Annotated in this window: 18 protein-coding genes; 15 read left to right on the top strand and 3 right to left on the bottom strand. The window is 71.3% G+C overall.

All coding sequences use genetic code 11. From position 1 onward, the window contains the following. Positions 1 to 51: 51 nt before the first annotated feature. The 13 genes from pdxS to J3P36_RS02630 all read left to right on the top strand — a co-directional run bounded on the left by pdxS (position 52) and on the right by J3P36_RS02630 (position 11993). The gene (gene pdxS, locus J3P36_RS02685) at positions 52 to 963 is read left to right on the top strand and encodes a pyridoxal 5'-phosphate synthase lyase subunit PdxS (protein ID WP_210505711.1); all 912 of its coding nucleotides are present in this window, start codon (positions 52 to 54) and stop codon (positions 961 to 963) included. After that, positions 957 to 1544: a pyridoxal 5'-phosphate synthase glutaminase subunit PdxT gene (pdxT, locus tag J3P36_RS02680; protein WP_210506562.1), complete on the top strand. Its 588-nt coding sequence runs from the start codon at positions 957 to 959 to the stop codon at positions 1542 to 1544. Before pdxS ends, pdxT begins: the two co-directional genes overlap by 7 nt. 132 nt (positions 1545 to 1676) lie before the next feature. Then, entirely contained in the window at positions 1677 to 2042 is a 366-nt protein-coding gene (locus J3P36_RS16715; protein ID WP_307806984.1) for an AAA family ATPase, read from the top strand. A gap of 54 nt (positions 2043 to 2096) precedes the next feature. Further along, the gene (locus J3P36_RS16710) at positions 2097 to 2393 is read left to right on the top strand and encodes a hypothetical protein (protein ID WP_307806921.1); all 297 of its coding nucleotides are present in this window, start codon (positions 2097 to 2099) and stop codon (positions 2391 to 2393) included. Positions 2394 to 2545: 152 nt separating this feature from the next. Continuing rightward, on the top strand, positions 2546 to 3304 hold the full coding sequence (locus J3P36_RS02670) for a YebC/PmpR family DNA-binding transcriptional regulator (RefSeq protein ID WP_210505710.1): 759 nt from the start codon (positions 2546 to 2548) through the stop codon (positions 3302 to 3304). A gap of 12 nt (positions 3305 to 3316) precedes the next feature. Further along, positions 3317 to 3868 (top strand): crossover junction endodeoxyribonuclease RuvC, encoded by a 552-nt coding sequence (gene ruvC, locus J3P36_RS02665; RefSeq protein ID WP_210506561.1) that lies wholly within the window; start codon positions 3317 to 3319, stop codon positions 3866 to 3868. A gap of 277 nt (positions 3869 to 4145) precedes the next feature. Next, positions 4146 to 4754 (top strand): Holliday junction branch migration protein RuvA, encoded by a 609-nt coding sequence (ruvA, locus tag J3P36_RS02660; protein WP_210505709.1) that lies wholly within the window; start codon positions 4146 to 4148, stop codon positions 4752 to 4754. Continuing rightward, entirely contained in the window at positions 4751 to 5785 is a 1035-nt protein-coding gene (ruvB, locus tag J3P36_RS02655) for a Holliday junction branch migration DNA helicase RuvB (RefSeq protein ID WP_210505708.1), read from the top strand. The genes ruvA and ruvB overlap by 4 nt, the downstream gene beginning before the upstream one ends. A gap of 98 nt (positions 5786 to 5883) precedes the next feature. Next, the gene (yajC, locus tag J3P36_RS02650) at positions 5884 to 6294 is read left to right on the top strand and encodes a preprotein translocase subunit YajC (RefSeq protein WP_210505707.1); all 411 of its coding nucleotides are present in this window, start codon (positions 5884 to 5886) and stop codon (positions 6292 to 6294) included. 73 nt (positions 6295 to 6367) lie between these two features. Next, positions 6368 to 8152: a protein translocase subunit SecD gene (gene secD, locus J3P36_RS02645; protein WP_210505706.1), complete on the top strand. Its 1785-nt coding sequence runs from the start codon at positions 6368 to 6370 to the stop codon at positions 8150 to 8152. Further along, entirely contained in the window at positions 8152 to 9138 is a 987-nt protein-coding gene (gene secF, locus J3P36_RS02640; protein WP_210505705.1) for a protein translocase subunit SecF, read from the top strand. Before secD ends, secF begins: the two co-directional genes overlap by 1 nt. Positions 9139 to 9217: 79 nt before the next feature. After that, on the top strand, positions 9218 to 11479 hold the full coding sequence (locus J3P36_RS02635; RefSeq protein ID WP_210505704.1) for a bifunctional (p)ppGpp synthetase/guanosine-3',5'-bis(diphosphate) 3'-pyrophosphohydrolase: 2262 nt from the start codon (positions 9218 to 9220) through the stop codon (positions 11477 to 11479). A gap of 142 nt (positions 11480 to 11621) precedes the next feature. Next, positions 11622 to 11993, top strand: coding sequence for a hypothetical protein (locus J3P36_RS02630; protein ID WP_210505703.1), 372 nt, complete (start codon positions 11622 to 11624; stop codon positions 11991 to 11993). A 661-nt stretch (positions 11994 to 12654) separates the two neighbouring features. Here the strand turns inward: J3P36_RS02630 and J3P36_RS02625 are convergent. The 3 genes from J3P36_RS02625 to J3P36_RS02615 all read right to left on the bottom strand — a co-directional run bounded on the left by J3P36_RS02625 (position 12655) and on the right by J3P36_RS02615 (position 15433). Next, complete coding sequence (locus J3P36_RS02625) at positions 12655 to 13185, bottom strand: hypothetical protein (RefSeq protein ID WP_210505702.1); 531 nt, start codon at positions 13183 to 13185, stop codon at positions 12655 to 12657. Between the two features lie 85 nt (positions 13186 to 13270). Beyond that, entirely contained in the window at positions 13271 to 14503 is a 1233-nt protein-coding gene (locus tag J3P36_RS02620; RefSeq protein ID WP_210505701.1) for a DUF349 domain-containing protein, read from the bottom strand. A gap of 144 nt (positions 14504 to 14647) precedes the next feature. After that, positions 14648 to 15433, bottom strand: a complete 786-nt coding sequence (locus J3P36_RS02615; RefSeq protein WP_307806920.1) for a peptidylprolyl isomerase — start codon at positions 15431 to 15433, stop codon at positions 14648 to 14650. Between the two features lie 86 nt (positions 15434 to 15519). Between J3P36_RS02615 and J3P36_RS02610 the strand changes: the two genes are divergently transcribed. Then, on the top strand, positions 15520 to 16983 hold the full coding sequence (locus tag J3P36_RS02610; RefSeq protein WP_374100700.1) for a replication-associated recombination protein A: 1464 nt from the start codon (positions 15520 to 15522) through the stop codon (positions 16981 to 16983). 234 nt (positions 16984 to 17217) lie between these two features. After that, positions 17218 to 17847, top strand: a complete 630-nt coding sequence (gene rpsD, locus J3P36_RS02605) for a 30S ribosomal protein S4 (protein WP_210505699.1) — start codon at positions 17218 to 17220, stop codon at positions 17845 to 17847. The last annotated feature ends 58 nt before the right edge of the window (positions 17848 to 17905 follow it).

Genomic DNA, 17905 nt, shown 5'->3' with positions numbered 1-17905 from the left:
GGCTTTCGCGCGCGGACGGCGCGCAGACTTTCGAGGATTGGCGACACGGACGTGACGGACAGCACGCAGAACCAGGGCAACGGCTCCTTCGGCACCAGCAGGGTCAAGCGGGGCCTCGCCGAGATGCTCAAGGGCGGTGTGATCATGGACGTGGTCACCGCCGAGCAGGCGAAGATCGCGGAGGACGCGGGAGCGGTCGCCGTCATGGCGCTCGAGCGCGTCCCGGCCGACATCCGCGCACAGGGCGGCGTCGCGCGCATGAGCGACCCCGACCTCATCGAGCAGATCATCGACTCCGTCTCGATCCCCGTCATGGCGAAGGCCCGCATCGGCCACTTCGTCGAGGCGCAGGTGCTGCAGGCGCTCAAGGTGGACTACATCGACGAGTCCGAGGTGCTCTCGCCCGCCGACTACGTGAACCACATCGACAAGTGGGACTTCACGGTCCCCTTCGTCTGCGGTGCCACGAACCTCGGCGAGGCCCTCCGCCGCATCACCGAGGGCGCGGCCATGATCCGCTCCAAGGGCGAGGCCGGCACGGGTGACGTCTCCGAGGCGACCAAGCACATCCGCACCATCCGCAGCGAGATCGCGGCGCTCGGCGCGAAGAGCCCCGACGAGCTCTACGTCGCCGCAAAGGAGCTGCAGGCGCCGTACGACCTCGTCGTCGAGGTCGCCCGCACCGGCAAGCTGCCCGTCGTGCTGTTCACGGCCGGCGGTGTCGCGACCCCCGCGGACGCGGCCCTCATGATGCAGCTCGGCGCGGACGGCGTCTTCGTCGGCTCCGGCATCTTCAAGTCGGGCGACCCGGCGAAGCGGGCGGCCGCCATCGTGCGCGCCACCACCTTCTACGACGACCCGGCGGCCATCGCGGACGCGTCGCGTGGACTCGGTGAGGCCATGGTCGGCATCAACGTCGCCGACGTGCCCGCCCCGCACCGCCTCGCGACCCGGGGCTGGTGACGGCGCCGCGCGTCGGTGTCCTCGCCCTGCAGGGCGACTTCCGTGAGCACCTCGCGGTGCTCCGCGGCCTCGGCGCCGAGGCGCGCCCCGTCCGGCGCGCCGAGGAGCTGCAGGACATCGACGGTCTCGTGATCCCGGGCGGCGAGTCCACGGTGATGGACAAGCTGTCGCGAGCGTTCGGCGTCGCCGAGCCGGTGAAGGCCGCGATCGCGGAAGGCATGCCCGTCTACGGCACGTGCGCGGGCCTCATCATGCTCGCCGACACGGTCCGCGACCGGATCGAGGGCCAGCAGAGCTTCGGCGGCCTCGACGTGGTCGTCCGCCGGAACGCCTTCGGCACCCAGCTGGACTCGTTCGAGACGGACCTCGACATCCCGGAGCTGGGGGAGGACCCGGTGCACGCGGTGTTCATCCGCGCGCCCATCGTCGAGGAGATCGGCGCCAAGGCGCGCGCTCTCGCCGAGCTCGAGGACGGCCGGGTCGTCGCGGTCGAGCAGGGCAACCTGCTCGGCACCTCGTTCCACCCCGAGGTCACGGGCGACGACCGCTTCCACCGCTACTTCCTGTCCAAGCTGGGCTGACGCCGCCGCGGGTTCCGGGCCGGTTCGGCACTTCTGGGCCGCCTAGGAGGCCCGGAACCGCCGAACCGGCCCGTCGGACGCCCGCCGGGCAGAACTCGGGAGGAGGCGTCCCCTCGCTAGCCTGAGCGCGTGATGTCGTCCGCGCTGCCGGTGCGCCGCGTCGAGGAGCACCGGCTGGCGCCGCTCGACCGGGGCTCCTGGCCGGCGACCGTGCCCGCCGTGCGGCAGCTGCTCGACGAGGGGCTCGAGCTGGGGCCTGTCACGGTGCTCGTCGGGGAGAACGGCACAGGCAAGTCGACGATCGTCGAGGCGATCGCCATGGCGTTCGGACTGTCCGGCGAGGGCGGATCGACCGCCGCGCGGCACACCACCCGGGCCTCGGAGTCGCCCCTCCATGAGTCTCTGCAGCTGGTCCGCGGTGCCGGGGCGAGCAGGCGGGGCTTCTTCCTCCGCGCCGAGACCATGCACGGGCTGTACACCTACCTCGACGGAGTCTAGGGCGGCGACTCCGGGCTGCACTCGCTCTCGCACGGGGAGTCTTTCCTCGAACTCGTGAACACCCGCTTCCGAGACCGCGGCCTGTGGCTGCTCGACGAGCCCGAGGCCGCCCTCTCCTTCTCGAGCAGCCTCGCCCTGCTCGTCGCGCTCAACGACCTTGTCGCAGCGGGCGGATCCCAGGTCGTGCTGTCGACCCACTCGCCGGTGCTCGCCGCGATCGACGGTGCGGTCATCCTCGAGTTGACCGCAGACGGGTACCGCCGCTGCGCCTGGGAGGACCTGGACCTCGTCCGCAGCTGGCGCTCCTTCCTCGACGCTCCCGAGCGCTACCTCCGCCACCTCCGCGGCTGAGGCCGCCGCCGGCACGCGATCCGGCTCGCCGCGCCGGAAACGTCCTCCCCGCGGGTGTTGTATCGCCCGCTGCGACGACGTTTCGCCCGCGCCGACGGAGGCGGGCCTAGGGCGCTCTACACTGGATGGGCACTTCGAGGAGGCGGATCCGCATGTCAGGGCATTCCAAGTGGGCGACCACCAAGCACAAGAAGGCGGTCATCGACGCCCGGCGCGCGAAGTCGTTCGCGAAGCTGATCAAGAACATCGAGGTCGCCGCGAAGATCGGCGGCGCCGACCTCTCCGGCAACCCGACGCTCGTCGACGCCGTGCAGAAGGCGAAGAAGACCTCCGTCCCGAACGACAACATCGACCGCGCCATCAAGCGCGGCGCGGGGCTCACCGGTGAGTCGATCGACTACCAGACGATCATGTACGAGGGCTACGGCCCGAACGGCGTCGCGCTCCTCATCGAGTGCCTCACCGACAACCGCAACCGCGCCGCCGCCGAGGTCCGCACCGCGATGAGCCGCAACGGCGGCACCATGGCCGACCCGGGCAGCGTCGCCTACAACTTCAGCCGCAAGGGCGTCATCCGCGTCGAGAAGACGGACGGCCTCACCGAGGACGACATCCTGGTCGCCGTGCTCGAGGCCGGCGTCGAGGACGTCAACGACGAGGGCGACAGCTTCGAGATCGTGACCGAGCCGAGCGACCTCGTCGCGGCCCGCACCGCGCTGCAGGACGCGGGCATCGACTACGAGTCGGCCGAGGCGGAGTTCGTGCCCGGCGTGCAGGTCGAGGCCGAGGCCGACACGGCGCGCAAGGTGTTCAAGCTCATCGACGCGCTCGAGGACCTCGACGACGTGCAGAACGTCTTTACGAACGTCGACGTGTCCGCCGAGGTGCTCGCCGAGCTCGAGAACGACTGACCCGCCGTGCGGGTGCTCGGCGTCGACCCCGGCCTCACCCGCTGCGGTGTCGGCGTCGTCGACGTCTCGCCGGACCGGCGGGCGGTTCTCGTGCACGTCAGCGTCGTGCGCACGCCGCCCGAGATGGCGCTCGAGGAGCGCGTCCTCCGCATCGGGCAGGGCATCGCCGCCCTGCTCGACGAGCACCGGCCGGCGGCGGTCGCGCTGGAGCGCGTGTTCGCTCAGCACAACGTCCGCACCGTGATGGGCACCGCCCAGGCCTCCGGGGTCGCGATGCTCGTCGCCGCGCAGCGCGGGCTGTCGGTGGGCCTGCACACCCCGTCCGAGGTGAAGGCGGCGGTCACCGGCTACGGCTCGGCGGACAAGAAGCAGGTGGCCACCATGGTCGCCCGCGTGCTGGGACTCGACTCCCCGCCGACCCCCGCCGACGCGTCCGACGCCCTCGCGCTGGCCATCTGCCACGCCTGGCGCCAGCCCGCCGCGGCCCCCTCCGCCGCGCTCGGCGGCCTCACCCCGGCCCAGCGCGCGTGGGCCGAGGCGGAGAAGGCCTCCCGCCGCCGCTGAGGCTTCTGCTCCTTCCGCGGATCAGGAGAAGGAGGCCACCTCTGCGCGGATCAGGACATCCGCCCTGTGAGATGGCGTGTCGTCCTGAACGGCGTGCAATATCCGCCGGTCAGCCTGATCCTCGTGAAATCTCCTGATCCGCGCGAGTAGGAAGATCTCGCGACCGGCGCAGGTCGGAGTATGTTCCGACCGGACGGAGGCCACCGCGGTCGAACACTTCTTCGACTCGCCGCCCCAGTGACCGGGCGGGGCGGGGAGCGATGCCTAGCCTGACGGCATGATCTCCTCCCTGCGCGGGACCGTCCTCGCCCTGTCGGGAGCCTCCGTCGTCGTCGAGGTCGGCGGCATCGGCTACTCCGTCACCGTCACGCCCCAGCACGCGCTCAGTCTGCGCACCGGCCAGGAGGTGCTCCTGCACACGGCGCTCGTCGTGCGCGAGGACGACCTGTCCCTGTTCGGCTTCGCGGACCTCGACGCGCTGCGCGTCTTCGACCTGCTCCGCGGCGTCACGGGCGTCGGCCCCAAGTCGGCGATCGGCGTCCTCGCGGCGATGACACCCGACCAGGTCGCGGTGGCGGTGTCCTCGGAGGACGACTCCGCGTTCCGGAAGGTGTCGGGCATCGGTCCGAAGACCGCGAAGCTGATCGTCGTGTCCCTCGCCGGCAAGCTGGTCGCGCCCCGCGCCGTGGCCGCGGTGGCGCCGACGACCGCCCCCGGCAACGAGGTCGTCGTGGCCCTCGTCGGCCTCGGCTGGCCCGAGCGGCTCGCGCAGCAGACCGTGGACGACGTGCTGCGGGACGCGCCGGGGGAGCGGAGCACCGCCGTCCTCCTGCGCTCGGCCCTCGCCCTGCTCGGGCCCCGCCAGCTGAGCGGCTCGCACTCGTGAGCGACGACGTCATCCGGCCCGAGTCCGAGTCGGAGGCGGAGCTCGCCTTCGAGGGCGCACTCCGCCCCAAGTCGCTCGGCGAGTTCGTCGGGCAGACCAAGGTGCGCGGGCAGCTCCAGCTGCTGCTGCAGGCGGCGAACCTCCAGAACCGGACGCCCGACCACATCCTCCTCGCCGGCCCTCCCGGTCTCGGCAAGACGACGCTCGCGATGATCGTCGCCCACGAGAGCGGGCGGCCGCTGCGGATGTCGAGCGGTCCCGCCATCCAGCACGCGGGCGACCTCGCCGCCGTGCTGTCGGCGCTCGTCCCGGGCGAGGTCCTCTTCATCGACGAGATCCACCGGATGGCCCGCTCCGCCGAGGAGATGCTGTACCTCGCGATGGAGGACTTCCGCATCGACATCATGGTGGGCAAGGGGGCGGGCGCCACGAGCATCCCGCTCGACCTCGCCCCCTTCACGCTCGTCGGCGCCACCACCCGCTCCGGCCTGCTGCCGAACCCGCTGCGCGACCGCTTCGGGTTCACGGCGCACCTCGAGTTCTACGAGACCGACGAGCTCGAGAGCGTGCTCGCCCGAGCCGCCGGACTGCTCGAGCTCGAGATCGATCCCGTCGCCCTGCGCGAGATCGCGGCGCGCAGCCGCGGCACCCCCCGCATCGCGAACCGGCTGCTGCGCCGGGTCCGCGACTACGCGCTCGTGCACCGCACCGCCGCCGGTCGTGATGCGGTGAACGCAGCCCTCGAGCTGTACGACGTGGACCCGCTGGGCCTCGACCGGCTCGACCGGGCCGTCATGCAGGGCATACTGACCCGCTTCGACGGGGGACCGGTGGGCCTCAACACCCTCGCGGTCTCGGTCGGCGAGGAGGCGGAGACGATCGAGTCGGTCGTCGAGCCGTTCCTTGTCCGCACCGGCCTGATCACCCGCACGCCGCGCGGACGCGTGGCGACCGCGGCCGCCTGGCAGCACTTCGGCATGGCGCGCCCGCAGGCGTCGGTTCCGGCGGCGCTGTTCGGCGACGGGCTATGATCGAGGACCGGCGCTGCGTGCGGCCCTCTGCTGCTCTGCCACCGCGCTCCCAGTCCCCGTCATTACACTGACGCGGACTCTTCCTGGAAGGCCTCCTGATGGATCCGATCACCCTCATCATGCTCGCAGTGCTCGCACTGCTGATCTTCTTCATGTTCCGCAACAGCCGCAAGCGGCAGCGCGACCTCGCCGAGATGGCGGACAAGACCCGTCCGGGCGCCCGGGTGATGACCAACTTCGGCCTCTTCGGCACCATCGTCTCGATCGACGATGAGGAGAACCAGGTCCAGCTCGAGACGAGCCCCGGCGTCGTGCTCACCGTGCACCGCCAGACGATCGCGAAGATCATCGACGGCGGCGAGGTCGTCTCCGACGACGAGGCCGAGGCCGTCGAGGAGGGCGAGGTCGACCCCGGCCAGCCCGCCGCGCCGACCTACGGCGAGCGGCTCGCGGACGAGGCCGGCGACACGAACGCCGCCCCGCGCGCCCGCAAGAACATCGACGAGTAATCTGAACCGTCGTTCCGGCCGCGCCTCCGCGGCCTCGATTCCCCCTGTCCCGCGAGAAAGCTGAGTCCTGCCCTTGGCGAAGTCCCCGAGCCCGGTCCGCAAGGCCTGGCGCTCCCTTGCCTGGCTGGGCGCGATCATCGCGGTCCTCGTCGGCCTGAACCTCATCGGCGCCATCACCGCCGGCACCAACTGGACGCCGAAGCTGGCACTCGACCTCGAGGGCGGCACTCAGATCATCCTGGAGCCGATCGTCGAGGGCGGCGAGGACGTCTCGCAGGAGCAGATCGACCAGGCCGTGTCGATCATCCGGCAGCGCATCGACGCCGCGGGCGTCTCCGAGTCGGAGATCAACACGCAGGGCGGCCGCAACGTCGTCGTCTCCATCCCGGGTCAGCCGGACGAGGAGACCCTGCAGCGCATCGAGGCGTCGGCGAAGCTCGAGTTCCGCCCCGTGCTGCTCGCCGGTGTGCCCTCGACCGACAGCATCGGCGAGGAGGGCGACGCCGCGACGCCGACGCCCACCCCGGCCGCGGAGCCGACGCCGGCACCCTCGCCGACGAACGCGAGCGACCTCGCGCAGATCACGCCCGAGCTGCAGAGCGCCTACGACTCCTTCGACTGCTCGACGATCGACCCGAGCGCCGCCGCGCCCGCCGACGAGCCGCTCATCACCTGCGACCCGGACGGCACGGTCAAATATCTGCTCGGCCCGGTCGAGGTGAGCGGCGAGGACGTCGCGAACGCGACGAGCGGCGTCGTCACCAATTCGAACGGCACCAGCAGCGGCGTCTGGGCCGTCAACCTCGACTTCAACGACCGCGGCGCCGAGGCGTTCGGCGAGGTGACCACCCGCCTCACGGGACTCACCTCGCCGCAGGACCAGTTCGGCATCGTGCTCGACAAGCGGGTCATCTCGGCGCCGGTCGCGCAGGCGGTCATCACCGACGGCAACGCTCAGATCACCGGCTCGTTCACCCAGGAGACGGCGAAGAGCCTCGCCGACCAGCTGAAGTACGGCGCCCTGCCGATCAGCTTCCAGGTGCAGAGCTCGGACGTCATCTCCGCGACCCTCGGCTCGGAGCAGCTCCGCAGCGGCCTCATCGCCGGCATCATCGGCCTGCTGCTCGTCGTGGCCTACTCGCTCGTCCAGTACCGGGCGCTCGGCCTGGTCACGGTCGCGTCGCTCCTCGTTGCGGCGCTCCTCACCTACCTCATCGTCACGCTGCTGTCCTGGCGCGAGGGCTACCGCCTGTCGCTCGCCGGCATCGCGGGCCTCATCGTCGCGATCGGCATCACGGCCGACTCCTTCATCGTCTACTTCGAGCGCATCCGCGACGAGCTGCGCGACGGGCGCGGCCTGAACGGAGCCGTCGAGGCCGGCTGGAAGCGCGCGTGGCGGACCGTGCTCGCCTCCGACGCGGTCAACTTCGCGGCGGCGATCATCCTGTTCGTGGCCGCCGTCGGCAACGTCCGCGGCTTCGCCCTCACGCTCGGCCTCACGACGATCGTCGACATCATCGTCGTGGCGCTGTTCACGCACCCGCTGCTGCAGCTGCTCGGTCGCCTGCGGTTCTTCAACGACGGCCACAAGCTCTCCGGCCTCGACCCGCGCGCCCTTGGCGCCGTCTACCGGGGCCGGGCGCAGTTCCGCGCCCCCGTCGAGGTGCGCGGACGCGCCGCCGCGAGCCGCGGCGAGGCAGCGCGCCGGCAGACGATCGCCGAGCGCAAGGCCGCAGGCACGCTCACCCTCGAGGGTCCGGAGAACCCGCCGGTCGATGGGCCCGAGCAGACGGAGTCCGGCCGCGCCGGGGCCGTTCCCGCCGACACGCAGCGCACGAGCAAGGGAAGGCGGTCCTGATGGCGAGCTTCTCGCAGTTCGGCAACGACCTGTACACCGGCGCGAAGTCGATCGACTTCATCGGTCGCCGGAAGATCTGGTTCCTCGTCTCCGCGATCGCCCTGCTGCTCGCCCTGGCCGTCCCGTTCCTCCGCGGCGGGTACACGTTCGGCATCGAGTTCACCGGCGGGTCCGAGTTCCGGATCTCCGGCGTCGAGACCACCGATCAGAGCCTCGCCACCGACGCCGTCACGAGCGTCGTGCCGGAGATCGCGCCGCGCGTCTCCGCGGTCGGCACGGACGCGATCCGAGTGCAGACCGACCAGCTGGCCGATGAGGAGAGCAGCGAGGTGCGGCAGGCCCTGGCCGACGCCTACTCGGTGCCGCTCGAGGAGGTCACCGAGTCGTTCATCGGCCCGTCCTGGGGCGCCGACATCACCGGACAGGCCCTCCGCGGCCTCCTGATCTTCCTCGTCGCGGTGGGCGTCTTCATGGCGTTCTACTTCCGCACGTGGAAGATGGCGGTCGCCGCGATGGTCGCCCTGCTGCACGACCTGATCCTCACCGCCGGCGTGTACGGCATCGTCGGCTTCGAGGTGACTCCCGCTGCGGTGATCGGCTTCCTCACGATCCTCGGCTACTCGCTCTACGACACCGTGGTGGTCTTCGACAAGATCCGCGAGAACACCCTGGGCGGCGAGGCGAGCGCAGGGCGCTCGTTCGCGCAGGCCGTGAACCTCGCGGTCAACCAGACCCTTGTGCGGTCGATCAACACGTCGATCGTCGCGATCCTGCCGGTGGCCGCGATCCTCTTCATCGGCGCGTTCCTCCTCGGAGCGGGGACGCTGCGGGACATCGCGCTGGCGCTGTTCATCGGCATCCTGGTCGGCACCTACTCGACGATCTTCGTCGCGGCCCCCCTCTACTCGCTGATGCGGGAGCGGGAGCCGGAGATCCAGAAGCAGTCGAAGCGCGCCCTGGAGCTGCAGACCAAGGGCGCCGTCTGAGCCGGGGGTTCGCCCGCGGCCGAACGGTCCGGGAAGCATTCGGGCCGGTGCTAGCGTTTCTCCATCCGGAGGTGATCGCATGACGGAGACGTCGACCTCGGCGAGCACCACCTCGCTGCGGCGGCTGGTGCCGCGCATCTTCTCGCGCGCGCAGCCGTCCGGCGCCGTGGACACGCTCCTCCGCACCGTGCGGATGCAGCACCCGCGCGCCGACCTCTCGGTCATCGAGCGCGCCTACGCCGCCGCCGAGAAGGCGCACGCCGGGCAGAAGCGCGACAGCGGCGAGCCGTACATCACCCATCCGGTCGCGGTCGCGCAGATCCTCGCCGACCTCGGCATGGGGCCGAAAACGATCGTCGCCGCCCTGCTGCACGACACCGTCGAGGACACCGGCTACACGCTCGACAAGCTGCACCACGACTTCGGCGACGAGGTCGCGATGCTCGTCGACGGCGTCACCAAGCTCGACAAGCTGAAGTACGGCGACAGCGCACAGGCGGAGACCGTCCGAAAGATGGTCGTCGCCATGTCGAAGGACATCCGCGTCCTCGTCATCAAGCTCGCCGACCGCCTGCACAACGCCCGCACCTGGGGCTTCGTCTCCGCCGAGCGCGCACAGCGCAAGGCGAAGGAGACGCTCGAGATCTACGCGCCCCTCGCGCACCGCCTCGGCATCCAGGCGATCAAGCTCGAGCTCGAGGACCTCTCGTTCGCGGTCCTGTATCCGAAGCTGTACGCCGAGATCGAGAGCCTCGTCCGGCAGCGGACGCCCCAGCGCGAGGGCTTCGTCCAGGAGGTCATGGACACCGTCCAGGAGGACCTCCGCGCCGCCCGCATCAAGGGCAGGGTGGTCGGCCGGCCGAAGCAGTACTACTCGATCTACCAGAAGATGGTCGTGCGCGGCCGCGAGTTCGACGAGATCTACGACCTCGTCGGGATCCGCGTGCTCGTCGACTCGCTGCGCGACTGCTACGCGGTGCTCGGCGCCATCCACGCGCGCTGGACTCCGGTGCCGGGGCGGTTCAAGGACTACATCGCGACGCCGAAGTTCAACCTGTACCAGTCGCTGCACACGACGGTGCTGGGTCCGAACGGCCGCCCGATCGAGATCCAGATCCGCACCCACGAGATGCACCAGCGCGCCGAGTTCGGTGTCGCGGCGCACTGGAAGTACAAGGAGCGGATGAACGGCGGGCGCGAGCCCGACCGGACCTCCGCGGCCGACACCGACATGGCGTGGCTCGCCCACCTCTCGGACTGGCAGGCGGAGACCGCCGACCCCACCGAATTCCTCGACTCCCTGCGCTTCGAGATCGGCGCCAAGGAGGTCTACGTCTTCACGCCGAAGGGCAAGGTCATCGGCCTGCCCGCCGGCGCGACCCCCGTCGACTTCGCCTACGCGGTGCACACCGACGTCGGCCACCGCACGATGGGCGCGAAGGTCAACGGCCGCCTCGTGCCCCTCGACAGCGAGCTCACGAGCGGCGACGTGGTCGAGGTGTTCACGTCGAAGAACCCCGACTCCGGGCCCAGCCAGGACTGGCTCGGCTTCGTCAAGAGCCCCCGCGCGCGGAACAAGATCCGCCAGTGGTTCACGAAGGAGCGCCGCGACGAGGCGATCGAGCAGGGCAAGGACGCGATCACGCGGGCCATGCGCAAGCAGAACCTGCCCCTGCAGCGCCTGATGAACCAGGACGTCCTCGTCGAGGTGGCCTCCCAGATGCGCTACGACGACGTGTCGGCGCTCTACGCCGCGCTCGGCGAGGGCCACGTCTCCACGCAGTCCGTCATCGAGAAGGTGCTCGCCCACGTCCAGGGTGCACAGGAGACGGAAGAGGAGGAGGAGCTCACCTTCACCCCCTCCCGCCGCCCCAACCGGCTGCGGGGGAGCGACTCCGGAGTCCTCGTGCGCGGTGCCCCCGACATCCTCGTCAAGCTCGCGAAGTGCTGCACCCCGGTGCCGGGCGACCCGATCGTCGGCTTCATCACCCGCGGCAGCGGCGTCTCCGTGCACCGCACCGACTGCAACAACGTCACGTCGCTCGAGCGGCAGCCGGAGCGGATGGTCGACGTGGAGTGGGCCCCGTCGTCGAAGAGCGTCTTCCTGGTGCAGATCCAGGTCGAGGCGCTCGACCGGTCCGGGCTGCTCTCCGACGTGACGCGCGTGCTCTCCGAGCACCACGTCAACATCCTCTCGGCGACCGTCTCCACCTCCAGCGACCGGCTGGCCATCAGCCGCTTCGTCTTCGAGATGGGCGACACCACGCACCTCGACCGGGTCCTCAACGCGGTGCGCCGCATCGACGCCGTCTACGACGTCTACCGCGTCTCCGCCGGCTGAGCCGCCCCTCTCTCCCTGAGCAGGCATCTCCCTGTCCCTCAACACGCAGGATCGGCTCCTACAAGCAGGAGAGGGCCGCTTCTGCCTGTTGGACGCCTTTCTGCCTGTTGAGGGAGGGGCGGTCGGTGCCTAGCCTGGCCGGATGACGGACGTCGAGGACCGGGTGCAGGAGTTCTTCGATCGGTATGCGGCGGCGCTGCTGGCCAGGGACGCGGCGGCGCTGTCGCGGCTGTACGCGGTGCCGGCGCTCATCCTGTTCCCGGGGCAGTCCCTCCCGGTGACGGACCGGGGCCAGACCGAGGCGTTCTTCGCGTCCTCCTGGGGGCAGTACGAGGGGGTCGACGAGGCGGAGCCGGATGTCACCGTGCTCGCGGACGCGCCGCACAGCGTATGGGCGGACGTCGTCTGGTCCTACGGCGGCGGCCCGAAGGAGCGGTTCGTCTACCAGCTCGTCGACGAGGCGGGGGAGTACCGGATCGCCGTCCTCACCCCCATGGCGTCGCCCGCGGGGTGACGCGGTTCAGCAGGCGCCGAAGGGGTTCAGCAGGCAGAACAGGGGCTGCCGTTCCTGCTGAGCGTCGTGCGTGCCTGCTGAACCGGATGCCGGGCGCGCGTCAGCAGGCACCGGAGGCGTCCAGCAGGCAGAACAGGGCCTGCCGTTCCTGCTGAGCACTGTCCGTGCCTGCTGAACCGGATGCCGGGTGCTCTTCAGCAGCCACTGGAGGGGTTCAGCAGGCAGAACAGGGCCTGCCGTTCCTGCTGAGTACCGTCTGTGCCTGCTGAACCGGATACGGGCCGCCCTTCAGCAGGCACTGGAGGGGTTCAGCAGGCAGAACGGGGCCTGCCGTTCCTGCTGAGTACCGTCCGTGCCTGCCGAACCGGATGTCGGGTGCTCTTCAGGCACTGGGGGGTTCAGCAGGCAGAACGGGGCCTGCCGTTCCTGCTGAGCACTGTCCGTGCCTGCTGAACCGGATGCCGGGCGCTAATCAGCAGGCCCCGGAGACGTCCAGCAGGCAGAACTGAGCCTGCCGTTCCTGCTGAGCACCGTCCGTGCCTGCTGAACCGGATGCCGCGCGCCCTTCAGCAGGCACCGGCGGCGTCCAGCAGGCAAAACGGGCCCGCTGTGCCTGCTGAGCGTCGTCCGTGCCTGCTGAAGCATCCGACACCAGGCGACGTCAGCGCCCGATCGCCGCGAGGCGGGCGACTGCACGCTTGCGGTGCGCACCGAAGCGGGTCTCGTCCAGCGCCGCCGCCAGCGCCTCGCGTCCGCACAGCGTCAGCAGCCGGCGCACCGCGTCCGCCTCCCGCCGCCCCCACTCGGAGCCGCGCAGCAGGTCGGCCGCTGTGCGAAGCGACGTCGTGAGCCGCAGCGACCCGACCCGGACGACGTCGCCGTCGAGCAGGTGCAGCTCGCGCACGTCGAGGTCGGCAGCACCCGCCGCGCCGCGGTCGTCCGCCGGTGCGCACGCCTGCAGGGGGACCGGAGCGCAGTCCGCGGCGCCGAGCACCCAGGCCGCCGTGAGGCGGTCGGCGACCAGGCGATCCCGCAGGACGAGCGCCACCGCCGCGGCACGGGCCTCACCGGTCTCCGGTAGGTCGACGGGACGCCAGGATCCGGCCAGCGGATAGAGGACGCCGTCGAGGCGGAGCGCCTCGAGCTCGGCGGCGGGCAGGTGGTCGGCGGTCAGCAGGTCGGGGAGACGCACCCGTCGAGGGTGCCCGAGGCGATCCGGCGCCGTCCGGCGTCGAGGTGACCTGGGGACAACCGTCCCGACGGCCGCTCGTGCAGGGTCAGCTGCCCAGCGCGTCCAGCCAGATCCGGCGGGCGGCGAGGGCGTCCTCGGCGTCCTTGATCTTCTTCGCGTCGCCCGCGGCGCGCGCCTCGGCGAGCTCCGACTCGAGCTTCTCGATCGCGGAGTTGAGCTGCGCGGCGAGACCCTCAGATCGGGCCTTCGTCTCGGGGTTCGACTTCCGCCAGTGCTCGTCCTCGAGCGCCTTCACGGCGGTCTCGATGCGGCGGAGCCGGTCGCTCAGCGGACGGACGTTGTCGCGGGGCACCTTGCCGATCGCATCCCAGCGGCGCTGGATGTCCGAGAGGCGGGCGCGGGCGGCGCGGGGGTCGGTCTCCTTGAGGAGCGGCTCGGCCTCGTCGAGGAGGGCGAGCTTCTGCTCCAGGTTGACGCTGAACTCCTCGTTCTCGCGCGCGTCGACCTCCGCCTTCGCGGAGTAGAGCACGTCGCCGGCCGCCTTGAACCGGGCCCAGAGGGCGTCGTCCTGCTTCTTGCCGGCGCGGCCGGCACGCTTCCACTCGTCGAGCAGATCGCGGTAGGCGGGGATGCCCTGGACGCCCTGCGGCGCGAGCGCCTCGGCCCGATCCACGAGCTCCTGCTTGTGCCGGCGCACGTCGCGCTGGGCGGCGTCCAGCTCGGCGAAGAACGCGCGGCGGTGGTGCTCGACCGTGCTGCGGGCGGCGCGGAAGCGCTTCCAGAGCTCGTCGGCGACGTCCTTGGGGAGTCGCGGACCCTCCTGCTGCTGGCGCTGCCAGCGGGCGAACAGGTCGTCGAGACGCGCCGTCGCCTGCTTCCACTGCGTCGTCGCCGGGTCGCTCGCCGCGATGGACTCGGCCTCCGCCACGATCGATTCGCGCTCGGCGACAGCGGAGTCGAGCTCGGCCTTCGCCTCCGCCGACTGCTTCTCGGTCAGCTCGGCGACGTTGCCGCTGAGGGCGCCAAGCCGGTCGAGCAGGTTCTGGAGGTCGCCGACGGCGTTCGCGGTGCGCACCGAGGCCTCGAGCTTGCGCACGGCCTTGGCGATGTCGGCGGCCGGGGCGCCGCGGCGCGAGCGCTGCTCGAGCAGGCCCACCTGGCCGGCGAGGTCGGCGTACTTGCGACCGTAGTAGGCGAGAGCCTCCTCCGGCGTCGCGCCGGGGTACTGGCCGACGAGGCGCTCCTCGTCGCCCTGCCGGACGTAGACGTTGCCCTCGTCGTCGACGCGCCCCCAGGGGGCGGGATCGGTGCTGGTCACGGGAGTTCCCTCGAAGTCGCTGCACACCGAAGGTCGCTCCGGCGCCCGGTCAGCCTATTGCACCCCGGCGAGGCCGGAATCCGCTTTATCGGACTGTGATGGTCGCGGCCAGGCCCGTGCGGGCGACGGTTCGGACCGCGACGCTCACTGCAGGGTGACGTCGGTGATGGTGGTCGGCACGACCGGCGGGCCGTCGCCGGTGCCGGTCGACTCGCCGGCGTCGGTGACGGCCGCGGCCAGCTGGTCGAGGCCGCTCGTCACCTGCCCGATCACGGTGTAGCCGCCGGCCGCGTCCGCCGGGATCGTCGTGTCCTCGTAGACGATGAAGAACTGGCTGCTGTTGCTGTAGGCGTTGCCGGACTGGCGGGCGAGGGCGATGGTACCGGCGGGATACACGTCGTCGGCGGGCGCGTTCTCGATCGGGCCGAACGAGAAGCCGGGGTCGCCGGTGCCGTCGCCGTTGACCGAGCCGCACTGCAGCACGAAGAAGCCGCCGTTCGTCAGCCGGTGGCACGCCTTGCCGGGGAAGAATCCGTTCTGCGTGAGGCTGAGGAACGCCGACGCGCCCTGCGGCGCAGCAGCGCCGTCGATGCTGATGCCGAGCGGCACCTCGTTGAGGGTGAGCGTGCCGGTCCAGGTGCGGCCCTCGGCGAGTGCGGGGTCCGGGACGTCGCCGGTGTTCTCGCCGGTCGCGGCGGCGGAGGCGCTCGGGCTGGACGTCGGCGTGGGCGCCACGACGCCCGGTCCTGCCGTGAAGTAGAGGAGCTGCGCACCGACGGCGAGGGCGACCACGGCGAGTGCCGCGATCCCGGCGATGAGGTTGTCCCGGCGACGGCGCGAGATCTTCTCCCGGTGCACCGTCTGCCGCGCCTGGTAGTCGCGCAGCCGCTGCCGCGCCTCCCTCTCCTCACGCGTGCCGCGTTGTGCCACCCGGATCCCCTCCCGCCGATCGTGCCGATCCAGCATATGGGCGGCCTCGGACGGGCCCTGTCGGCCCCGCCGCCTAGCATGAACCCGTGAACAGCCAGCCCGGTCTGCGCACCGGCTCGACCCCGCTCGCCGCGCGCATGCGTCCTCGCAGCCTCGACGAGGTCGCGGGCCAGAAGCACCTGCTGCGCCGCGGATCGCCGCTCGTCGCGCTCGCGAGCGACCGCACCGGCGAGCGCGGCGGCACCTCGGTGATCCTGTGGGGCCCGCCCGGCACCGGCAAGACCACGCTGGCGCAGGCGATCGCGCACAGCTCGGGCCGCCGCTTCGTCGAGCTCTCCGCGGTGACCGCCGGGGTCAAGGATGTGCGCCAGGTGATGGAGGAGGCGCTCTCCACGCGGGACCTCTACGGCACCTCCACCGTGCTGTTCCTCGACGAGATCCACCGCTTCACGAAGGCCCAGCAGGATGCGCTGCTGCCCGGCGTGGAGAACGGCTGGGTCATCCTCATCGCCGCCACCACCGAGAACCCCTCGTTCTCGGTCATCGCGCCCCTGCTGTCCCGGTCCCTCCTGCTCACGCTCGAGACACTGTCGGACGACGACCTCGGCGTCCTCGTGGATCGCGCTCTCGTCGACGACCGCGGCCTCGCCGACCGGGTGACGCTCGAGCCCGACGCCCGCGCCGCGATCATCCGACTCGCCTCCGGCGACGCCCGCCGCGCCCTGACGGCACTCGAGGCCTCCGCGGTCTCGGCCGTCGCCGCTCAGGCCGCCGACCGCGAGGGTGACTCCCTCGACGAGGACGAGGACGAGGACGAGGACGAGGCGGACAACGGCCTGCTGGACGATCTCGCCTCCGAGGACGCCGACGACGCGGAGGACGCCGACGGCGAGGACGGGGCAGCCCAGTCCAAGCCGGTCATCACCGCGGACATCGTCGCCCGCGCCGTCGACCGGGCCCTGCTCCGCTACGACCGGCAGGGCGACGAGCACTACGACGTGATCTCCGCCTTCATCAAGTCGGTGCGCGGCTCCGACGTCGACGCCGCCATCCACTACCTCGCTCGGATGATCGAGGCGGGGGAGGACCCGCGCTTCATCGCGCGCCGCATCATCGTGTCCGCCTCCGAGGACATCGGCATGGCCGACCCGCAGGCGCTCATCATCGCGACCGCGGCGGCCGACGCCGTGCAGTTCCTCGGCATGCCGGAGGGCCGCATCCCGCTCGCGGAGGCCGTGGCCTACCTCGCGACCGCCCCCAAGTCGAACGCCTCCTATCTCGCGCTCGACCGCGCGATCGCGGACGTCCGCGCCGGCCGTATAGGCCGTGTCCCCAAGCATCTGCGCGACGCGCATTACCCGGGCGCGAAGCGGCTCGGACACGGCAAGGGCTACAAGTACGCGCACGACTACGAGCACGGCGTCGCCCCGCAGCAGTACCTGCCCGACGAGCTGGACGGCACCGAGTACTACCAGCCGACCGGGAACGGGTACGAGCGCGACGTGGCGGCTCGGCTGGAGCGGCTGCGGCGCATCGTCCGCGGCCAGTAGCGGCATCGCGGCACGCCCGAGCGGGTGCTAGAGTAGTCGGCGGCCTGAAACGGGTTCGAAGCGAGCGGCTGCGCGACGAACCGGTGAAGGGACCGATGCCTGTAGCCGGCCGGTCCCGCGGCGACAACTCGACCGAGCACGAGTGCTCGGCGGGACAACTCCGTCTCTCGCCCGACGCGCGGCACGCGCGCTCGAGCGCCTCACGTCGTCAGACTCCCTTTTCGAAAGGCTTCCGTGTCCACCAAGTCACGCACCCGCAGCAAGACCCGCCTCTCCCGCGCGCTCGGCGTCGCCCTCACCCCGAAGGCCGCCCGCTACCTGGAGAAGCGCCCCTACGCCCCGGGCGAGCACGGCCGCACCAAGCGCAAGACCGACTCCGACTACGCCGTCCGTCTCCGCGAGAAGCAGCGTCTGCGCGCCCAGTACGGCATCCGCGAGGCGCAGCTGCGCATCGTCTTCAACGAGGCCCGTCGCACTGCCGGCCTGACCGGTGAGAACCTGGTCGAGCTGCTCGAGCTCCGCCTCGACGCCCTCGTGCTCCGTGCCGGCTTCGCCCGCACCACCGCGCAGGCCCGCCAGATGGTCGTGCACCGCCACATCCTCGTCGACGGCCAGATCGTGGACCGCCCCTCCTTCCGCGTGAAGCCGGGCCAGCTCATCCACGTCAAGCCGCGCAGCGAGGGCACCGAGCCCTTCCAGGTCGCCGCCGCCGGCGGCCACGCCTCGGTGCTGCCGAAGGTCCCGGCCTACCTCGACGTCGAGCTCGACAAGCTGCAGGCGCGCCTCATCCGCCGCCCGAAGCGTGCCGAGGTCCCCGTCACGGCCGAGGTCCAGCTGGTCGTCGAGTACTACGCCGCGCGATGAGCGGCGTGCGTGGGCTCAGCGCCGCGCGCTAGTCGCGAGCACCACTACTGTGGGAGCG

Origin of the sequence: Naasia sp. SYSU D00057 (genome assembly GCF_017916505.1) — a bacterium.
In the GTDB taxonomy this organism is placed as follows: Bacteria; Actinomycetota; Actinomycetes; order Actinomycetales; family Microbacteriaceae; genus Naasia.
This window is presented reverse-complemented; position numbering and strand designations above follow the sequence as displayed.

What these genes read in the sequence shown, in the direction of transcription:
- ruvA (WP_210505709.1), top strand. Translation starts at nt 4,146, where the DNA reads ATGATCTCCTCCCTGCGCGGGACCGTCCTCGCCCTGTCGGGAGCCTCC.
- yajC (WP_210505707.1), top strand. Translation starts at nt 5,884, where the DNA reads ATGGATCCGATCACCCTCATCATGCTCGCAGTGCTCGCACTGCTGATC.
- J3P36_RS02630 (WP_210505703.1), top strand. Translation starts at nt 11,622, where the DNA reads ATGACGGACGTCGAGGACCGGGTGCAGGAGTTCTTCGATCGGTATGCG.
- J3P36_RS02635 (WP_210505704.1), top strand. Translation starts at nt 9,218, where the DNA reads ATGACGGAGACGTCGACCTCGGCGAGCACCACCTCGCTGCGGCGGCTG.
- secF (WP_210505705.1), top strand. Translation starts at nt 8,152, where the DNA reads ATGGCGAGCTTCTCGCAGTTCGGCAACGACCTGTACACCGGCGCGAAG.
- J3P36_RS16715 (WP_307806984.1), top strand. Translation starts at nt 1,677, where the DNA reads ATGTCGTCCGCGCTGCCGGTGCGCCGCGTCGAGGAGCACCGGCTGGCG.
- J3P36_RS02670 (WP_210505710.1), top strand. Translation starts at nt 2,546, where the DNA reads ATGTCAGGGCATTCCAAGTGGGCGACCACCAAGCACAAGAAGGCGGTC.